The organism is Marinobacter aromaticivorans (assembly GCF_002806975.1).
In the GTDB taxonomy this organism is placed as follows: Bacteria; Pseudomonadota; Gammaproteobacteria; order Pseudomonadales; family Oleiphilaceae; genus Marinobacter; species Marinobacter aromaticivorans.
In genome coordinates this window covers 172,448-190,141 of record NZ_NIHD01000004.1, presented here as the reverse complement: position 1 = coordinate 190,141, position 17,694 = coordinate 172,448, and the positions used below count along the sequence as shown (strand labels likewise).

General features: G+C 55.9%; 13 protein-coding genes. 1 reads left to right on the top strand and 12 read right to left on the bottom strand.

The window, feature by feature from the left end:
* Window positions 1-185 precede the first annotated feature (185 nt).
* From ligA to CDH48_RS08320, 4 genes are all read right to left on the bottom strand, one after another.
* Window positions 186-2,216 carry an NAD-dependent DNA ligase LigA gene (ligA, locus tag CDH48_RS08335; RefSeq protein ID WP_100688277.1) on the bottom strand — a complete coding sequence of 677 codons (2,031 nt, stop codon included), beginning with the start codon at window positions 2,214-2,216 and terminating at the stop codon, window positions 186-188.
* A 77-nt stretch (window positions 2,217-2,293) separates the two neighbouring features.
* Entirely contained in the window at window positions 2,294-3,274 is a 981-nt protein-coding gene (gene zipA, locus CDH48_RS08330) for a cell division protein ZipA (protein ID WP_100688276.1), read from the bottom strand.
* Between the two features lie 149 nt (window positions 3,275-3,423).
* On the bottom strand, window positions 3,424-6,924 hold the full coding sequence (smc, locus tag CDH48_RS08325) for a chromosome segregation protein SMC (protein ID WP_100688275.1): 3,501 nt from the start codon (window positions 6,922-6,924) through the stop codon (window positions 3,424-3,426).
* A 1-nt stretch (window position 6,925) separates the two neighbouring features.
* Window positions 6,926-7,609, bottom strand: coding sequence for a GntR family transcriptional regulator (locus CDH48_RS08320; protein WP_100688274.1), 684 nt, complete (start codon window positions 7,607-7,609; stop codon window positions 6,926-6,928).
* 291 nt (window positions 7,610-7,900) lie between these two features.
* Here CDH48_RS08320 and CDH48_RS08315 point away from each other — a divergent pair, with 291 nt between their 5' ends.
* Window positions 7,901-8,827 carry a GGDEF domain-containing protein gene (locus tag CDH48_RS08315; protein ID WP_100688346.1) on the top strand — a complete coding sequence of 309 codons (927 nt, stop codon included), beginning with the start codon at window positions 7,901-7,903 and terminating at the stop codon, window positions 8,825-8,827.
* 43 nt (window positions 8,828-8,870) lie between these two features.
* On the opposite strand, the gene rluB is transcribed toward CDH48_RS08315, so the two are convergent.
* The 8 genes from rluB to odhB all read right to left on the bottom strand — a co-directional run bounded on the left by rluB (window position 8,871) and on the right by odhB (window position 17,681).
* Window positions 8,871-9,884, bottom strand: coding sequence for a 23S rRNA pseudouridine(2605) synthase RluB (gene rluB, locus CDH48_RS08310; RefSeq protein ID WP_100688273.1), 1,014 nt, complete (start codon window positions 9,882-9,884; stop codon window positions 8,871-8,873).
* 39 nt (window positions 9,885-9,923) lie between these two features.
* Window positions 9,924-10,565, bottom strand: a complete 642-nt coding sequence (gene scpB, locus CDH48_RS08305) for an SMC-Scp complex subunit ScpB (RefSeq protein ID WP_100688272.1) — start codon at window positions 10,563-10,565, stop codon at window positions 9,924-9,926.
* Between the two features lie 29 nt (window positions 10,566-10,594).
* Window positions 10,595-11,401, bottom strand: a complete 807-nt coding sequence (locus CDH48_RS08300) for a segregation and condensation protein A (RefSeq protein ID WP_100688271.1) — start codon at window positions 11,399-11,401, stop codon at window positions 10,595-10,597.
* Entirely contained in the window at window positions 11,394-12,608 is a 1,215-nt protein-coding gene (locus CDH48_RS08295) for a tryptophan--tRNA ligase (protein WP_100688270.1), read from the bottom strand. The genes CDH48_RS08300 and CDH48_RS08295 overlap by 8 nt, the downstream gene beginning before the upstream one ends.
* 119 nt (window positions 12,609-12,727) lie before the next feature.
* Complete coding sequence (sucD, locus tag CDH48_RS08290) at window positions 12,728-13,600, bottom strand: succinate--CoA ligase subunit alpha (RefSeq protein ID WP_100688269.1); 873 nt, start codon at window positions 13,598-13,600, stop codon at window positions 12,728-12,730.
* Window positions 13,600-14,766, bottom strand: a complete 1,167-nt coding sequence (gene sucC, locus CDH48_RS08285; protein ID WP_100688268.1) for an ADP-forming succinate--CoA ligase subunit beta — start codon at window positions 14,764-14,766, stop codon at window positions 13,600-13,602. Before sucC ends, sucD begins: the two co-directional genes overlap by 1 nt.
* A 195-nt stretch (window positions 14,767-14,961) precedes the next feature.
* Window positions 14,962-16,404, bottom strand: a complete 1,443-nt coding sequence (gene lpdA / locus CDH48_RS08280) for a dihydrolipoyl dehydrogenase (RefSeq protein WP_100688267.1) — start codon at window positions 16,402-16,404, stop codon at window positions 14,962-14,964.
* 35 nt (window positions 16,405-16,439) lie between these two features.
* On the bottom strand, window positions 16,440-17,681 hold the full coding sequence (gene odhB, locus CDH48_RS08275) for a 2-oxoglutarate dehydrogenase complex dihydrolipoyllysine-residue succinyltransferase (protein WP_100688266.1): 1,242 nt from the start codon (window positions 17,679-17,681) through the stop codon (window positions 16,440-16,442).
* Window positions 17,682-17,694 lie beyond the last annotated feature (13 nt).

The window sequence follows — 17,694 nt, the reverse complement described above, 5'->3', positions numbered from 1 at the left end:
ACATTGTTGTTATTGCAGCATGCACCCGCTGGCAGATGCCGGAGGTTTACACACCGTTACAGAACACCGCCATGTTAGCCAGTTTCACAAGCGGGGTATCTGCACGAGTTCTCAGATTTACCGGCCAGAAAACGTCTGTGGATGTTATTCCCGATTCTCCTTAACTGAAGTGACCGGTTCCGTAGTTACAGCAGGTCATGTTCGTTTAACAGTTCCAGGAACGCCGGCTCATCCAGAATCCGTACGCCCAACTGCTGCGCTTTCGTCAATTTCGAACCGGCGGCTTCACCAGCCACAACACAGGCGGTATTTCCGGAAACGCTGCCCGCCACCCTGGCACCCAGCAACTCAAGCTTTTCCCTGGCCTCATCACGGGTCAGTTTCGACAAGGTACCGGTCAGCACCCATGTCTGTCCCTGAAGAGGTTTTGCGCCGGCGGCAATAACCTCTTCCTGCCACTGAACCCCCGCTTCACGCAGGGCCTCAAGTGTTTCCCGGTTATGGGGTTGTTCAAAAAAACTTCGGATATGGCCAGCTACAATAGGCCCCACGTCCTGAACCGCCATCAAAGATTCTTCATCGGCTTCTGCCACCGCCTCCAGGGTGCCAAAATGCGAGGCCAGGGATTTGGCCGTAGCCTCGCCCACTTCGCGAATTCCAAGGGCGTAAAGAAAACGCCAAAGCACCGGGTGCCTGGAGCGATCGATTGCCTCAACCAGATTGCTGGCAGACTTTTCGCCCATGCGCTCCAGGCGGATCAGGTCTTTTGTGGTCAGGCTGTATAGATCCGCTACGGTTTCGACCAGCCCCTGGTCCACCAGAATATCGATCCATCTGTCACCCAGGCCTTCGATATCCAGCGCCTTTCTGGAGGCATAGTGGCGGATCGCCTCTTTGCGCTGGGCCGGGCAAAACAGCCCACCGGAACAGCGGGCAACCGCTTCGCCTTCTATCTGGATAACATCCGAGCCGCAAACCGGGCACTTTTCGGGGAGTTCTACCGGTTGCGCGTTTGCCGGTCGCTGCTCCACAACCACCTTCACAACCTTCGGGATAACATCTCCGGCCCTGCGAATAAACACCGTGTCGCCAATGTGAACATCCAGCCGGCGGATCTCATCCATATTGTGCAGTGTCGCATTACTGACCGTCACACCGCCCACAAATACCGGTTTAAGGCGTGCCACGGGTGTAACCGCGCCCGTTCGCCCTACCTGAAACTCCACATCTTCAATAATGGTAAGCTCTTCCTGAGCCGGGAATTTATGGGCAATGGCCCAACGTGGTGCGCGGGAAACGAAGCCCAGGGTTTTCTGGTAATCCAACCGGTTTACTTTAAACACTATGCCGTCGATCTCGTAGGGCAAGGCATCGCGCTTCTGCATCAGCTCTTCATAGGCTTCAAGGCATTCGTCGGCCCCCACAGCCTTGCGCATTTCAGGGTTAATCCGGAAACCCCAACGCTGGACCTGCTGAAGATTTTCCCACTGGGTATCAGGCAGCAGGCTCTCATCCGTAACCGCAACACTGTATGCGCACATTTCCAGCGGGCGTCGTGCCGTTACTGTGGATTTTTTCTGGCGCAAGCTGCCAGCGGCAGCATTCCGCGGGTTAACAAAGGTTTTTTCCCCCTGATCCATCAGTCGTTTGTTGAGGGCCTCAAAGCCCGCCCGGGGCATATAAACCTCACCCCGAACTTCTACCAGATCCGGAACATCGCTGCCCCTGAGCCGCAAGGGAACCGAGGGAATGGTGCGAATGTTTTCCGTAATGTCTTCCCCGGCATAACCGTCACCACGGGTTGCAGCCCGTGTAAGCGAGCCGTTTTCGTAATGCAGGCTGACCGCCAGCCCGTCGAGCTTTGGTTCACAGACGTATTCAACGTCATCTTCACTGCCAAGCCGCTCTTTCACCCGGCGGTCAAAATCGCGGAGTTCGTCTTCGCTGAATGCATTATCCAGTGACAGCATGGGCAACCGGTGCACCACTTCGGCAAAGCTGGTTTCTGCACTGCTTCCGACACGCCGCGTTGGCGAATCATCCGTAGCCAGGTCCGGGTACTCCGCTTCAAGCTCCTGCAACTCCCGGAACAGGCGATCGTATTCCGCATCCGGAATGCCCGGGTCGTCCAGCGCGTAATACCGGTAGTTGTGCTCTTCAAGGGTAGATCGCAGTTCGTCTACGCGCTTGATCGTATCCGGTGACGGTTTGCTCATAGGCTGGTGCTCTCGACTGGCAAAAAAATACCCGGAGAACCCCGGGCATTGCTGTTTCGTTCTTCTCCCGGCCAGGCTCAGCGGCGCGGCGACCGCTGCTTGCGCTCGAACTCACGAATGCGCTGGCGGCAGTGTTCTATGGTTTGGGCGGTCATCACACTTCTGCGCTCATCTTTCAGTTCGCCGCCCAGATTACGGACAACGCACTGGGCAGTTTCAAGCATGAAATCAAAGGCCTGAAGGGCGTTGGTCGGCCCCGGCATACTCATGAAAAAGCTGATACCCGGTGTGGTCATGGCGGCGACGTCGTTCGGCTTGAACGTGCCGGGTTCCACGGCATTGGCAACACTGAATTGTACGGGTGTGGTGGTATCTGCCGCCTCATGGCGATGATAGATATCCATATCGCCATGTTCCAGGCCACAGGCTTCAAACAGTTTCTGCAATGCCGCTCCGCTGAAGTCTTCGCCCTGGCGTGCCAGCACGTTAATGACAATCACCTCACTTGCCTCCGGTCGGTTTGCACCGGCCAAAGGCTGGTCCGGGGCAGAAGCGTGTGGCTCACCAGGTGGCTCACGCCGGGCCGTGTCTTCTTCTACATCAAGGGGTCTCTCTGACGGTTGTTGCGAAGACATGCCATCGTTATCTGCGCCCCAACCTGTATCCATGGCCTGCTCTTCTGGCTCAGCGGAGGACAGACCGGTTTCGCCAAAATCCTCATCAAAAGCATTGTTGCCAGCCATCGGCGTGTCTTTGCCGGGGGCTTCATAGACCGGCCGGGTCGGTTTCTGTTGCGGGGCGCCAAAGCGTGAGGTTTTTTCACGACGTACATAGCCGCGCTCTTCCAGCGTGTCCCTGGATATACTTCTGGCCCCGCCATTGGGGAGTTCAGGGTTATGATCGTCATCCAGCGGAGACTCTTTCAGATCATCGGCGCCCATACCGGAAGATATCGCTATGGATTCCTTACGAGCCCGGCGCATGCGCCTCAGGCCGTCGATAACAATACCGATGATAACCAGGGTGCCGATGGCAATTAACCATTCCCTAAGTGACATAATGCGACTGTCCTGTTTGCAGATCGGATCCGGAAGCCGATAACAACAGCTCCGGCTGATACTCTAAAAAAAGCCCGTAATGAATACAACGCAAAGCCGCATCACATGGCCTTTTTGTCATGCTTGACGGATTTTCAGGCAACGGGGGTTTAAGCCTCCGCCAGGGCGGCTGCTTCATCGACATCCACACTCACGAGGCGTGAACATCCCGGCTCGTGCATGGTGACTCCCATAAGCTGATCCGCCATTTCCATAGCAATCTTGTTGTGGGTAATGTAGATAAACTGTACCTGTTTTGACATTTCCTTGACCAGATTCGCATAACGGCCAACGTTTGCGTCATCCAGAGGTGCATCAACCTCATCCAGCATACAGAAAGGCGCAGGATTGAGCTGAAAAATGGAAAAGACCAAAGCAATCGCTGTCAGTGCCTTTTCACCACCGGAAAGCAGATGAATAGTACTGTTTTTCTTGCCGGGCGGTCGCGCCATAATGGCGACGCCGGTCTCCAGAAGATCCTCTCCCGTCAGCTCCAGAGAGGCATTGCCACCCCCAAACACCTTCGGGAACAGGGCCTGCAGCCCTGCGTTGACCTGATCAAAGGTTTCTTTAAAGCGCTGGCGGGTCTCCCGATCGATCTTCCGGATGGCGGTATCCAGAATATCAAGGGCTTCCGTAAGGTCATCGTACTGGCTGTCAAGATAGGTTTTGCGCTCACTCTGAACCTGATATTCGTCAATGGCCGCGAGATTGATGGCCCCAAGGCGCTGAATACGGTTACCAATTTTTTCCAGCTCTGCGGCCCATTCATCCTGGCTGGCTCCCTCGGGCAACCGCGATAGTACGTCCTGCAGCTTCACACCCAGCTCTTCAAGCTGCTCAATGTGGTTGCCGGAGCGGATCTCGAGGGCCTGGGATTCCATTTTCAGTTTTTCAAGCCTGGAGCGGACATCCTGAATCCGCTGTTCTGTGCCACTTCTGCCCTGCTCTTTTTCCCGCACCTCGCGATCAATCTCTTCCAGTGCGTCCCGGGCTGCGCCCAGCTTTTCTTCTTCCGCAAGCCGGCGGTCCAGAAGCCCCTCAAGCTGCATCTTCAGGTCTTCCATGGGCTCTTCCGCACTTTCCCGGGATTCCCTGAGGATTTCCAGGCGCTCATCGAGCCTTTCCTTCTGTAGCTGCATACGATCTATGGTCTGGCTCAGAGCATCGTGCTGGCTGCGGAGGGTTTGCAGCTGAAGCTGCAGCCGGTGGGCGTGGTCTCTGTCATGTCGCGCTTCCTGGCGCAGGCCATCAAGCTTTTCCCTGAGCAGGTCGCGTTGCTCCAGCAAGCGTTCTTTTTCATCATCGCCATCTTCAGTCAGTGCCAGCGCCTGCTGCCAGGACTCACGCTCTGCGCCAAGGTTTTCCTGTTGTTCTTGCAGGTTCAGCGCTACGTCCGACATCTCCTCATGAATGTGTGCCATTCGCGCATCTATCTGCTCGGACCGTGCGCGAAGACCACTAATCCGGGAAGCAACCAGGGCAAGCTCGCGATCCGTTTCGGCCAGCCGAGCCCGGGCATCGTCTCTTGCAGCTTCTGCCTTTTCAGATCGTTCCCGCAAGGCTTCGTAGTGGGCGCTTGCCTCTTCCAGTAACTGTTCGGCCTGTGCTAACTGATCCGTGAGTTCCTCTACTTTCCTCTGTCGCTCAATAACGCCAATCTGCCCGGCGTCGGAATCCGGCATCAGTATCCAGTCCCGGGCCAGCCAGACACCCTCACGGGTAATGATGCTCTGGCCTCCTGAAAGCCCGGCCCTCCTGGTTAATGCGTCCGTGAGGGTCTCTGCGGTGTCGATGCCCGCCAGCATGGTTTTGACAGAAGCCATTCCATTCACTTTAGCCGCCAACCCCTGATCCGGTGCCGACACACTGCCGCCAGAACCTTGCTGGATCACCGCAAGGCCCTTGGGCGCGCCCTGCAAAGCCCTGGACAGCTCTGCAATTTCCAGTAACACCAGCCCCTGACTGAAACGCCCGATGACCTGTTCCACTGCAAATTCCCAGCCTCGCTCTATGCTGAGACTGCCGGCAACTCTGGGCAGATCTCCCAGCCCATGCTCCGCCAGCCATGCCTGTAACGCATCATCCTGTCCGCCCATCTGTTCATCAAGCAGCGACTGCTGGGATTCCAGTGCCGCCTGCAGGCTCTGAACCCGCTGTCGGGCTTCGGCCAGGTTCTGCTCAGTATCACGCTGGTTATGCCGGGCCTCCTGAAGCTCGTCCTGTACCGCCTCGATGCGCTCGGCAGCTTCCTCGCGCTGCCATTCCAGCGTTTCCTGCTGCTCCAGGAACGCCTCAAGCGCGGCACGATCAACCTGGCCATCCAGTTGCCCCTGCTCCTCCTTGAGTTTGCGTTGGCGCGACAGCAACTGGTCTATGGCATCCTCAAGGGACCGGATGCGGGATTGTGCAAGTTCTGCCTCCCGGCGGGCGTCCGCAGAGCGTGCACTAAATGCCTCCCAACGCTGTTGCCACGCGCTCATGTCTTCTTCAGCTAGCTGAAGCTTCTCGCCAGACTCCTCAGAGCGGATGGCCAGTTCCTCCTGCTCTGGACCAAGCATATCCAGCTCTTCGCGTATCGCCGCCAGCTTCTCTTCGTCCTGGCTCAGCTCCCGCGCAAGCTCACGCTGATTGGCCATGGCCTGATCCAGCTCAGCAGCCGTTTGGCGGCTGCGCTCGCGCTGATGCTCAAGGCTCTGTTCGATACGTGCTATGTCCGCGCCCGCTTCGTAATAGCGGGCCTGGGCCCGGTTGAAGTGCTCGCTGCGTTCCTGATGGCTGTTGCGCAGGGACTCAAGGGAGGTTTCCAGGTTAATACGTTCAGTAAGCTGCTTCTCGAGTTCCAGCTCGGTGTCCCGGATCCTGCTGCGCCAGGCTTGCAAGTCGTTATCCAGTGCTTGCCAGCGCAGGACCGTCAGCTCTGCTTTTTTCTCGCGTTCTTCCTGCTTGCAGGCTTTGTACTTTTCTGCCGCTGCGGCCTGTCGCTCAAGATGCTGCAGCTGACGCCCCAGCTCTTCGCGAAGATCGGTGAGTCGCTCCAGATTTTCCTGGGTACGACGCATGCGGTTTTCTGTTTCCCGGCGGCGCTCCTTGTATTTCGATATGCCGGCTGCTTCCTCTATATAGACCCGCAGCTCTTCCGGTTTTGCCTCGATCAGCCGTGAAATCATGCCCTGTTCGATAATGGCGTAGCTGCGGGGGCCCAGACCGGTACCCAGAAACAGGTCTGTGATATCCCGGCGACGGCATTTCGAACCGTTAAGGAAGTACTCGGACTGGCCTTCGCGGGAAACCCGGCGGCGCACGGAAATTTCATTGAAACTCATGAATTCGCCGGGAGCCGAGCCATCGCTGTTGTCAAATACCAGTTCAATAGATGCCTGACCAACCGGCTTGCGCGCGCTGGAGCCGTTAAAAATCACGTCGGTCATGGACTCGCCACGCAAATACTTGGCAGAGCTCTCCCCCATAACCCAGCGGACAGCGTCAATGATGTTGGATTTGCCGCAACCATTGGGGCCCACCACGGCCGTCATATTGGTAGGAAACGGCACAGTTGTAGGATCTACAAACGATTTGAACCCGGCGAGCTTGATGGACTTCAGGCGCATGTCACGCGCTCTCCTCCTCCCTGAGAATGCTGAGCACCTGCTGGCGCTGGTGTTCACCGAACGCCTGTATTGCTGACTGCAAACGCTCGGCGTCGCCGCTCAACGCGGCTTCACCAAGGCGCTGAAAAAATATGGCGGTCTGCCCTATACCATCCCGGAAGTTGTCAAGGGCGACGAAATAGGTTCGGCTGATCGCCGGACGGAAGTTTTCCAGAGTTTCCTCGAGAAACGGATTTTCCACCAGCCGGTAGGCATAGCGCATGACATCGAAACCCGCATCAATCACTTTTTCGGCGGCATCCGGGCCGGTTGAATTGACTGCCTGAATAACCGCCTCAACCTCACGTACGCGGCTCATGACACCACCGAGTTCATGACCTGCCAAGCGCTCGATGACTTTACGCCCAAGCATGCAAAGCAGGTCTATATAGATATCGTAGAGATTATTGACACTGGCAACGGTCAGGCTGGATACCACAGCCCCCCGGCGCGGGAATATTTCAACCAGATGCCTGCGCTCGAGAATCAGCAAGGCTTCGCGCACCGACCCTCTGCTTACGTTAAGGGCGCCGGCCACCTTGAGCTCCTGAATACGACTCCCCGGCTTCAGATCCCGCGTGACGATCCTTTGCCCCAAATGCTGGGCGATCTGCTCGGAAAGACTTTCTGGGGCCTGAAACGTCATACGGAAATATGCTCACTCTCGAAAAGGTCGCGAATATACAGGCCCGAGAGTTTACCACAGGGATTCTTCATCCCCACCCCTCCCGAACAGCATTTTACGCCAGTGTGCGTTATCGCCGGATAAAGCTTGCCAGATTTTTGACACACTGAACCACACTCACTGAATACACTTTTAAAGCACTTCACAAAAGCTTCACATGCCATTGTTTTAAAAACCGAATTCAATTCCAGGCATGATCAATGCTCGGCCCTGTCAACTTTGATGAATTTTGCCACACCAGAGCGAATCCTAGTGAAAAATATCCCGTCGATACAGCGAACCACCTCACAGGCAAAAGACCTGGCAGCATTGCGGCAGGCGTTTCAGGGTTGGAAGGATGCCCCAGACCCCCTCACACGACTCACACGCCGACTGTCCACCACGCTCTCCCTGGAAACCCAGCTTGGTATCCTGGCCGAAGAGATGAATGCCAGCATTCCGTTTGATGCGCTAAGTTATCACCATCAGATCGCGCACCGGGATTTCGTGTTCGCCACAGGCATGGGAGGCCCTCACCGTTGTGAGTACCGGCTCAGCCTTGAGGGCGTGCACTACGGCACTCTCACCCTGAATCGCAGGCAAAAGTTTTCAGAGGAGGAACTGGAAGGTATCGAGATGATCATCAGTGCCGCCATTTGCCCGCTAAGGAACGCCTGCCAGTACATTGCCATTGAGCAGACAGCGCTGACTGATGCCCTGACCTCGATTCCAAATAAACGTGCACTGGATGAGCACCTTGAACGTGCCAGCCGGCTTTCCGACCGCCATGGTGAAGAATATGCCCTGATTCTGGGCGACCTGGATCACTTCAAATCGGTGAACGATGAGTACGGACATGTGGTGGGAGACCATCTGCTGCGGCTTACGGCCGAGGCCATTGGGAGTACGATCAGAAACTCGGACAGCGTTTACCGGTTTGGCGGAGAGGAGTTTGCCGTTTTACTGCCCCATACTGGCGAACAGGAAGCGCGGGACGTTGCAGACAGGATACGCCATGCTGTTTCGAGCCTCAGGGTGGATTGTGGCGGCACTGACTTGTCCGTAACCATCAGTTGCGGTGTTGCCAGACATCTGGCGGAAGAAGGCGCGAGCCAGTGGATTGCCCGCGCAGATGAGGCCCTTTACAGGGCGAAAGCCCAGGGCCGGAACTGTACGCGGGTGTTTGCCAGCATCGGCTGAACAGGCGGAGAGGCCCCCGGCAATCCGGCTTTCGCCCCGTTTCTTATCTGTCGGGACGGGGCTTGCGCGGGCGCCCTGATGTTCGTGGGGGTTTTTGCCCAGCTTTACGGGGCTTATCAGAGCCACCACTGCGGTCTGGCCTGGTATCACTCACATCCCAACGCCGGCTTCCGGCCTTTCTGCCACTGCTCCCGGGGCTCTTTCTTCTCTGTCGATCGTGTGTGGCCTGTTCGTCAGGGGTTTTCTGGGGTATATCTACCGAAGCGAGCCCGACTGTCCGGCTAAGCATATCAACGGCCTTCTGATCCAGCTCTTCCCATTTGCCAAGCGTCAGCCGGCTGGGCAGGAAAACCGGGCCATAACGCACCCGTTTAAGGCGGCTTACGCGCACACCCTGGGATTCCCACAGGCGCCGTACCTCGCGGTTCCGGCCTTCCAGCAGCGTAACGTGGAACCAGCGGTTAATCCCGGTTCCCCCCGCCGGACTGATATCACTGAACCTCGCCATGCCATCTTCAAGCAATACACCCGCCATCAGGCGCTCAATCATGGCATCATCCACTTCCCCAAACACCCGGACTGCATATTCCCGATCAATCTGGCTGGAGGGGTGCATCAGGCGGTTGGCCAGCTCACCGTCTGTGGTAAACAACACAAGACCGGTCGTATTGATATCCAGGCGCCCGATCGAGATCCAGCGGGTATCTTTAAGTCTTGGCAGTCGATCGAAGACGGTTGGTCTGCCTTCGGGATCCTTTCGTGTGGTTACCTCGCCTTCCGGTTTGTTATAAATAAGAACCCGGCGCACGGTAACAGCAGCCGAAGCTACGTCCAGGCGCTTTTCATCCAGCTCAAACCGGTCATTCACCGTTGCTTTCTGGCCTGGCGCAACAACCTCACCGTTCACCGTAAGGCGCCCGGCTTCCATCCAGCTTTCAATCTCACGCCGCGAACCAATCCCGGCACGAGCCAGGAGTTTCTGGATCCGCTCAGGACCTTCGTTAACAACCCGGTCTGCTGCCGGCTTTGTTTTTTTTCCGGGGCGTTCTGACGCCATGAACATAATCCTTAATCGCTGACTGATATCCGAATAATATCAGTGAAGTGTCTGATCTGGCGGGTTATCGTCCGCGGGCTGCGCAGGTGTTGCATCAAACTCGATTTCCGCCTGCAGGTTCTTTTCCACTTCCCGGCCTATTTCTTCCAGATCCCGGATCTCGGACAAAGGTGGCAGCTGATCCAGGCCAGACAGATTGAAGTAATCAAGAAACTGGCGGGTTGTCGCGTACATGGCCGGCCTGCCCGGAACATCCTTATGCCCGACAATGCGCACCCACTCTCGCTCAAGTAAAGTACGAATGATATTGCTGCTTACCGCAACACCCCGTATGTCTTCAATCTCTCCACGGGTAATAGGTTGGCGGTAGGCAATCAGGGCAAGGGTCTCCAGCAATGCACGGGAGTAGCGCTGGGGCTTTTCCTCGAAGAGCCGGCCGACCCAGGGGGCAAACTCTTCACGAACCTGAAAACGGTACCCGCTGGCCACTTTCCGAAGCTCGAACCCACGACCTTCACAGGCATTGTCAAGAAGCATCATAACGTGCTCCATCACCTGGCGAGCGGGGCGTTCCTCTTCCGGAAACAATTCCCGCAGCTGGTCAAGGGAAAGAGGCTTGCCCGCTGCCAGCAGAGCAGCTTCTGCTATTGCCTGAATTCTGGAGAGATGCTCTTCATTCATATTGCCTATCCATTTTACAGTGCGGAGGATTAGCGGGCCGCCCGCGCGCGCACGTGGATCGAGCCCAGCACCTCTGTTTGCACCATTTCTATCAACTGTTCCTTCACCAGTTCCAGGGTTGCCAGAAACGTTACCACAACCCCCAGGCGGCCTTCTTCGATGGTAAACAGGCTTTGAAAGCTGACAAACTGATCATCCTGTAACACGGAGAGGATGGCGGACATCCGCTCCCGGGTGGACAGTTTCTCCCGCTCCACATGGTGACTGGTAAAAAGATCGGCACGCTTCAGCACGCCTTGCAGAGCGAGCAGCAATTCCCGCATATCGACATCCGGATGCGATTGGTGCGAGGGCAACTGCGGCAGGGATGCGGATACGGGAAAGATGTCCCGCTCCATCCGTGGCAGAGCATCAATGTCTTCCGCAGCCTGCTTGAAACGCTCATACTGCTGCAACCGGCGAATAAGCTCGGCCCTTGGGTCTACCTCTTCGTCCTCTTCGCTCTCATGCCTTGGAAGAAGCATACGGGATTTTATCTCGGCCAGGGTAGCCGCCATGACAAGATACTCGGCGGCCAGCTCAAAGCGCATAACCTCAACCGCTCCGATGTAGTCCATGTACTGCCGGGTTATTTCACTGACATCAATATCCAGAATGTCCATATTCTGCCGCCGTATGAGGTACAGCAATAGATCAAGAGGCCCTTCGAAGGCCTCAAGAAAGACGGCAAGAGCATCTGGTGGAATGTACAGATCGCTGGGCAGATCGGTAAACGGTTCCCCGGATACCCGTGCCAGCGCTAACGGCTCTGGTTTGGCTTCTTTAACTTTAACGATAGCTCAGGCCCATGGCTGCTCTGACTTCCTCAAGCGTATCCCGTGCTGCGTCACGGGCATGTTCACGCCCTTCCTGCAGGATGGACTGTACAAGATCCGGATTATCTTCGTATTCAAGCGCCCGCTCGCGCAAGGGGCGCTGCTCTTCAAGAATGGATTCTATTAACGGCGCCTTGCATTCCAGGCAGCCTATACCCGCACTGCGACAACCGGTCTGCACCCATTCCTGGGTTGCTGCGTCGGAGTACACTTTGTGCAATCCCCAAACCGGACATTTCTCGGGCTCGCCCGGGTCGGTGCGCCGAACCCGCTGCGGGTCTGTCTGCATGGTGCGAACTTTTTGCGCCACACTGTCGGGTTCTTCCCGCAGGCCAATGTAGTTATTATAGGACTTGGACATTTTTTGCCCATCCAGCCCCGGCATCTTGGATTCCGGCGTCAGCAGTGGCTGGGGCTCTGGCAGGATAACCTTGCCACCACCCTCGATATACCCGTAAAGGCGTTCACGGTCGCCAAGAGAAATGTTCTGCTGCTCCATCAGCAAGGCGCGCGCGGTGTCCAATGCCTCCATGTCGCCCTCTTCCTGATAACGCTTTTTGAGCGTGCGATAGAGCTTGGCGTTTTTCTTGCCCATCTTGACGATGGCCGATTCCGCCTGCTCTTCAAAACCCGGCTCGCGACCATAGATATGGTTGAATCGACGGGCGATCTCGCGGGTTATTTCAACGTGGGACACCTGGTCTGCACCCACGGGAACCTTACCCGCGCGGTACATCAGTATGTCGGCGGTTTGCAGCAGCGGATAGCCCAGGAACCCGTAGGTCGCCAGGTCTTTTTCCCGCAGTTTTTCCTGCTGGTCCTTGTAGGTTGGAATGCGCTCCAGCCAGCCCAGCGGTGTAATCATGGACAGCAACAAATGCAATTCCGCGTGCTCCGGCACCTGGGACTGGATAAACATGGTGGAAGAACCCGGATTTACACCTGCTGCCAGCCAGTCAATCACCATGTCCCAGACACTTTGCTCAATGCCGGAGGGGTCATCATACTGAGTGGTCAACGCATGCCAGTCGGCGATAAAGAAGAAGCACTCGAATTCGTGCTGGAGTTTCACCCAGTTTTTCAGCACACCATGATAATGACCAAGGTGAAGCTTGCCGGTCGGACGCATACCGGACAATACCCGTTGCTGGGAATCTACAGAACTCAAAGCACAAACTCCTTCTTTTGAATGGAAAACGCCCATAGTAGATCAGGCGACCCGGCATTATAAATAAAAAACCCCCGCTCTGCAGAACAGAAACGGGGGTTTTGGCAAAAGAAGCCTGCTTACCAGCCAGTAACTTCCTTCAGAGCCTTGCCAATCTCGGCCAGACTGCGCACGGTCTTCACACCGGCGTCGTTCAGGGCGGCAAACTTCTCGTCTGCGGTACCCTTGCCACCGGAGATAATTGCGCCGGCGTGGCCCATACGCTTGCCTGGAGGTGCAGTAACACCGGCAATGTAGGAAACCACAGGCTTGGTGACATTTTCTTTGATGTAAGCGGCAGCTTCTTCTTCAGCCGTGCCACCAATTTCACCAATCATCACGATGGCTTCGGTCTGCGGATCTTCCTGCAGCAGTTTGAGGATATCGATGAAGTTGGACCCCGGAATCGGGTCACCACCAATGCCTACACAGGTAGACTGACCGTAACCGAAATCTGTGGTCTGCTTGACCGCTTCGTAAGTCAGGGTACCGGAACGGGATACAATCCCCACCTTGCCTGGCTTGTGAATGTGGCCCGGCATGATACCAATCTTGCACTCACCCGGTGTGATAACGCCCGGGCAGTTAGGCCCGATCATGCGAACGCCTTTGCGGTCAACGTATTCTTTGGCATACAGCATATCGATGGTCGGGATGCCTTCGGTAATACATACAATCAGCTCGAGGCCGGCATCGGCGGCTTCAATAATTGCATCTTTACAGAAGGGAGCCGGAACATAGATGACGGTTGCCTGGGCACCGGTCTTTTCCACAGCTTCGCGAACGGTATTGAATACAGGCAGGCCCAAATGCTCGGTACCGCCCTTGCCCGGGCTGACACCACCAACCATTTTGGTGCCGTACTCGATAGCCTGCTCAGAGTGGAAGGTACCCTGTGCGCCGGTAAAACCCTGGCAGATAACCTTGGTGTCTTTATTGATCAGGATGCTCATTATTTACCCCCTGCGGCTTTAACAACTTGCTCTGCAGCATCCGCCAGACTGGTGGCGGCGATAATGTTCAGGCCACTTTCGGCAAGTACCTTGGTGCCTTTCTCAGCGTTGTTGCCTTCAAGGCGCACAACCACAGGAACCTTGACGCCGACTTCTTTGACCGCGCCAATAATACCTTCAGCAATCATGTCGCAGCGTACAATACCGCCAAAGATGTTAACCAGTACGGCTTGCACTGCGTCATCAGACAAAATGATCTTGAAGGCTTCGGAAACCCGCTCTTTGGTAGCACCACCGCCAACGTCCAGGAAGTTGGCCGGCTGGCCGCCAGAGAGCTTGATGATATCCATGGTACCCATGGCCAGGCCGGCGCCGTTCACCATGCAGCCGATATTGCCATCGAGGGCCACATAGTTGAGTTCCCATTTGGCGGCTTCGGCCTCCCGGGGGTCTTCCTGGGAAGGATCGTGCATTTCCTGGATTTTCTTCTGGCGGTACAGTGCGTTGCCATCAACGCCAATCTTCGCATCCAGGCAGTGCAGGTCACCGGCTGGCGTAATGACCAGCGGGTTGATTTCCAGCAGAGCCAGATCACGCTCTTCAAACAGCTTCGCCAACCCCAGGAAAATCTTGGTGAACTGGCCGATTTGCTTGCCTTCCAGGCCAAGCTTGAAGGCCAGTTCGCGGCCCTGGTATGGCTGAGCGCCAACAAGCGGGTCAATTTCTGCTTTCAGAATCTTTTCCGGTGTTTCTTCGGCAACCGTCTCGATTTCGACACCGCCCTCGGTGGATGCCATGAAAACGATACGGCGGGTGCCACGGTCAACCACCGCACCCAGATACAGCTCCTGGTCGATGTCAGTCAGCGACTCAACCAGAATCTTGCTAACCGGCTGGCCGTTTTCGTCTGTCTGGTAGGTTACCAGGTTTTTGCCCAGCCACTTCTCAGCGAACTCGCGGATTTCATCTTTGCTCTTGACCAGCTTTACACCGCCAGCCTTACCACGACCACCCGCGTGAACCTGGGCTTTGACCACCCACGCATCGCCGCCAATTTCGTCAGCGGCAGCAACCGCTTCTTTCGGGGTGTCACAGGCAATACCCTGGGATACCGGCAGGCCATATTCAGCGAAAAGCTGTTTGCCCTGATATTCATGCAAATTCATAGTTAGTGTCCCGCTTTTTGATGGAGGATAACCACGTACGGAAGTGAACCCGCCGCTCCCCGCAGAGGGAGTCTTTAACGCGAATTCGGTTCGATGAGCAGGGGATCACCTCAGCTCACCACGATCGCAACCGGAAATCAGCTGTTTTTATGGTAAAGGGGCGCCATCACGGGCGCCCCTGCTTCCTGGCTTGCGTTACTTCTTTTTGCGACGGTTTGCGATATGAATCGCACCACCGTTAACTGCCAGTGCTGCCTCATGCACAGACTCGGAAAGAGTCGGGTGTGCAAAACAGGTCAACGCCAGATCTTCTGCACTGGAGCCGAATTCCATGGCAATAACGCCCTGGGCAATGATTTCCGATGCCTGCGGCCCGACAACGTGGAAGCCCAGAATCCGGTCAGTTTTCTCGTCGGCAATGATTTTCACCATGCCTGCGGTGGAATTTGCCGCCATGGCACGACCGTTAGCCGCAAACGGGAAAGTGCCAACCTTGTAGGCTTCACCTTCATTCTTGAGCTGCTCCTCGGTCTTACCTACCCAGGCCACCTCCGGCGACGTGTAGATAACGTTGGGGATGCAGTCATAGTTGACCTGGGGTTTCTGACCGGCAATACGCTCGGCAACCATAACGCCCTCTTCCGAAGCTTTGTGCGCCAGCATCGGGCCACGCACAACGTCGCCCACCGCCCAAACGCCGGGAGCCTCGGTTTTGCACTGGTCGTCTACAAAGATAAAGCCACGCTCGTCCATGCTGACGCCGGAATCTGCGGCCAGAAGATTGTCTGTGTAGGGCCTGCGGCCAACAGCAACAATCAGCTTGTCCACCTTCAGTTCCTGTTTGCCCTTGCTGTCTTCGTAGCTCACGTTAACCAGCTTGCGCTTGACCTCTGCACCGGTTACCCGGCCACCCATGATAATATTGAGGCCCTGCTTGCGGAACTGCTTCAGCGCATCCTTGGCGACCTGCTGATCGACTGCGGGCAGGAAGGTGTCCTGTGCTTCAAGCACTGTCACTTCCGAACCGAGACGGGCCCAGACACTACCCAGCTCAAGGCCGATAACACCGGCACCGATAATGCCAAGGCGCTTGGGCACTTCGTCAAACTCCAGCGCGCCTTCCGAATCCACGATATAGCCTTCTGTCATGGGGGCCGGCGGGATTTCTATCGGCTTCGAGCCGGTCGCGATAATCACGTTTTCAGCTTCATAGGTTTTGGTCTTGCCGTCTTTATCGGTAACTTCAACCTGACGATTCGCCAGAAGCTTGCCGTGCCCATGAATGGGGGTCACGCCATTGGATTTGAAAAGCCCCGCAATACCGCCGGTCAACTGTTTGACGATGCCGCTCTTGCGCTCCATCATCTTGGCAACATCTATTTTGACATCCTTGGCAATGATGCCCTGCATTTCGTAGTCGTGGCTCGCTTCCTCGAACTTGTGGGTAATCTCGAGCAACGCCTTGGATGGGATGCAACCCACGTTCAGGCAGGTGCCACCAAGAACCTGGCTTTTGCCATCCTTGGAGCTCCACGACTCGACACATGCGGTTTTGAGCCCGAGCTGAGCCGCTTTGATAGCAGCAACATAGCCACCGGGGCCCGCACCAATGACGATTACGTCGTACTTATCAGACATAGCTAATCCTGTTTTCTGATTCGTTAAATGTCGATTCACACGTCCAGCAGAATACGTGCCGGATCCTCGAGCATGTCCTTGATGGCCACAAGGAACTGCACCGCCTCTTTGCCATCAACCATGCGGTGGTCATAGGACAGCGCAAGGTACATCATCGGACGAATTTCAACCTTGCCATTGACCGCCATGGGGCGTTCCTGAATCTTGTGCATACCCAGAATCGCCGTTTGGGGCGGGTTCAGGATCGGCGTAGACAGCAGGGATCCGAAAATACCACCGTTGGTAATGGTAAAGGTACCACCGGTCATATCTTCAATGGCAAGCTTGCCACCTTTTGCCTTGGTGCCGTACTCCACAATCTTTTTCTCGATATCCGCCAGGCCCAGCGCATCCACATCGCGAACAACCGGAACGACCAGGCCACGATCCGTGGATACGGCAACCCCGATATCCTGATAGCCATGGTAAACAATGTCATTACCATCAATAGAGGCGTTAACAGCGGGGAAACGCTTCAGGGCTTCAGTTGCAGCTTTGGCAAAAAACGACATAAAGCCAAGCTTGATATCATGACGCTTTACAAAACTGTCCTGATACTGCTTGCGCAGTTCCATGATCGGCCCCATGTCAACCTCATTGAAGGTTGTCAGCATGGCCGCTGTCTGCTGGGCGTTCACAAGGCGCTTGGCGATACTGGCCCGCAGACGCGTCATGGGAACACGTTTTTCCGGACGCTCGCCGGCTGCCACATTTACCTCGGGCATTTCAGAAGGCGCCGCTTTTGAGGATTCGCCTGAAGACTTCGTGCTATCAATATGATTCTGAACGTCTTCCTTGGTAACGCGTCCGTCTTTTCCGGTACCTGTTACAGCATCCGGGTCCACGTTGTTTTCCTCAGCCAGCTTGCGTGCGGCCGGGCTGAGTATGGCATCAGCGGAATCCTGCTGCTTGGAGTCGGCTTTCTCTTCAGCTTTCTCCTTGTCCTGGTCCGCCTCAGCTTTTGAATCTTTACTGTCAGCAGGGCTGGCGTCACCCTTGGCGCCCTCTTTGAACTTACCAATAACCTCACCGCTTTCAACGGTGTCGCCTTCACCCTTAATAACTTCTTCAATTACACCATCCGCTGGCGCAACAACCTCGAGAACCACCTTATCGGTTTCAATATCGACGATCAGGTCGTCACGTGAACAGGCTTCGCCAGGCTGCTTGTGCCAGGTCGCGACAGTACCTTCTGCGACCGACTCCGGGAATACGGGGGCTTTGATCTCAGTAGACATTACAGTTCCTTAG

Coding starts and splice junctions, on each gene's coding strand:
- zipA (WP_100688276.1), bottom strand. CDS start 3,274: ATGTCACTTAGGGAATGGTTAATTGCCATCGGCACCCTGGTTATCATC.
- lpdA (WP_100688267.1), bottom strand. CDS start 16,404: ATGTCTGATAAGTACGACGTAATCGTCATTGGTGCGGGCCCCGGTGGC.
- odhB (WP_100688266.1), bottom strand. CDS start 17,681: ATGTCTACTGAGATCAAAGCCCCCGTATTCCCGGAGTCGGTCGCAGAA.
- ligA (WP_100688277.1), bottom strand. CDS start 2,216: ATGAGCAAACCGTCACCGGATACGATCAAGCGCGTAGACGAACTGCGA.
- rluB (WP_100688273.1), bottom strand. CDS start 9,884: ATGGCGTCAGAACGCCCCGGAAAAAAAACAAAGCCGGCAGCAGACCGG.
- sucC (WP_100688268.1), bottom strand. CDS start 14,766: ATGAATTTGCATGAATATCAGGGCAAACAGCTTTTCGCTGAATATGGC.
- CDH48_RS08320 (WP_100688274.1), bottom strand. CDS start 7,609: ATGACGTTTCAGGCCCCAGAAAGTCTTTCCGAGCAGATCGCCCAGCAT.
- smc (WP_100688275.1), bottom strand. CDS start 6,924: ATGCGCCTGAAGTCCATCAAGCTCGCCGGGTTCAAATCGTTTGTAGAT.
- sucD (WP_100688269.1), bottom strand. CDS start 13,600: ATGAGCATCCTGATCAATAAAGACACCAAGGTTATCTGCCAGGGTTTT.
- scpB (WP_100688272.1), bottom strand. CDS start 10,565: ATGAATGAAGAGCATCTCTCCAGAATTCAGGCAATAGCAGAAGCTGCT.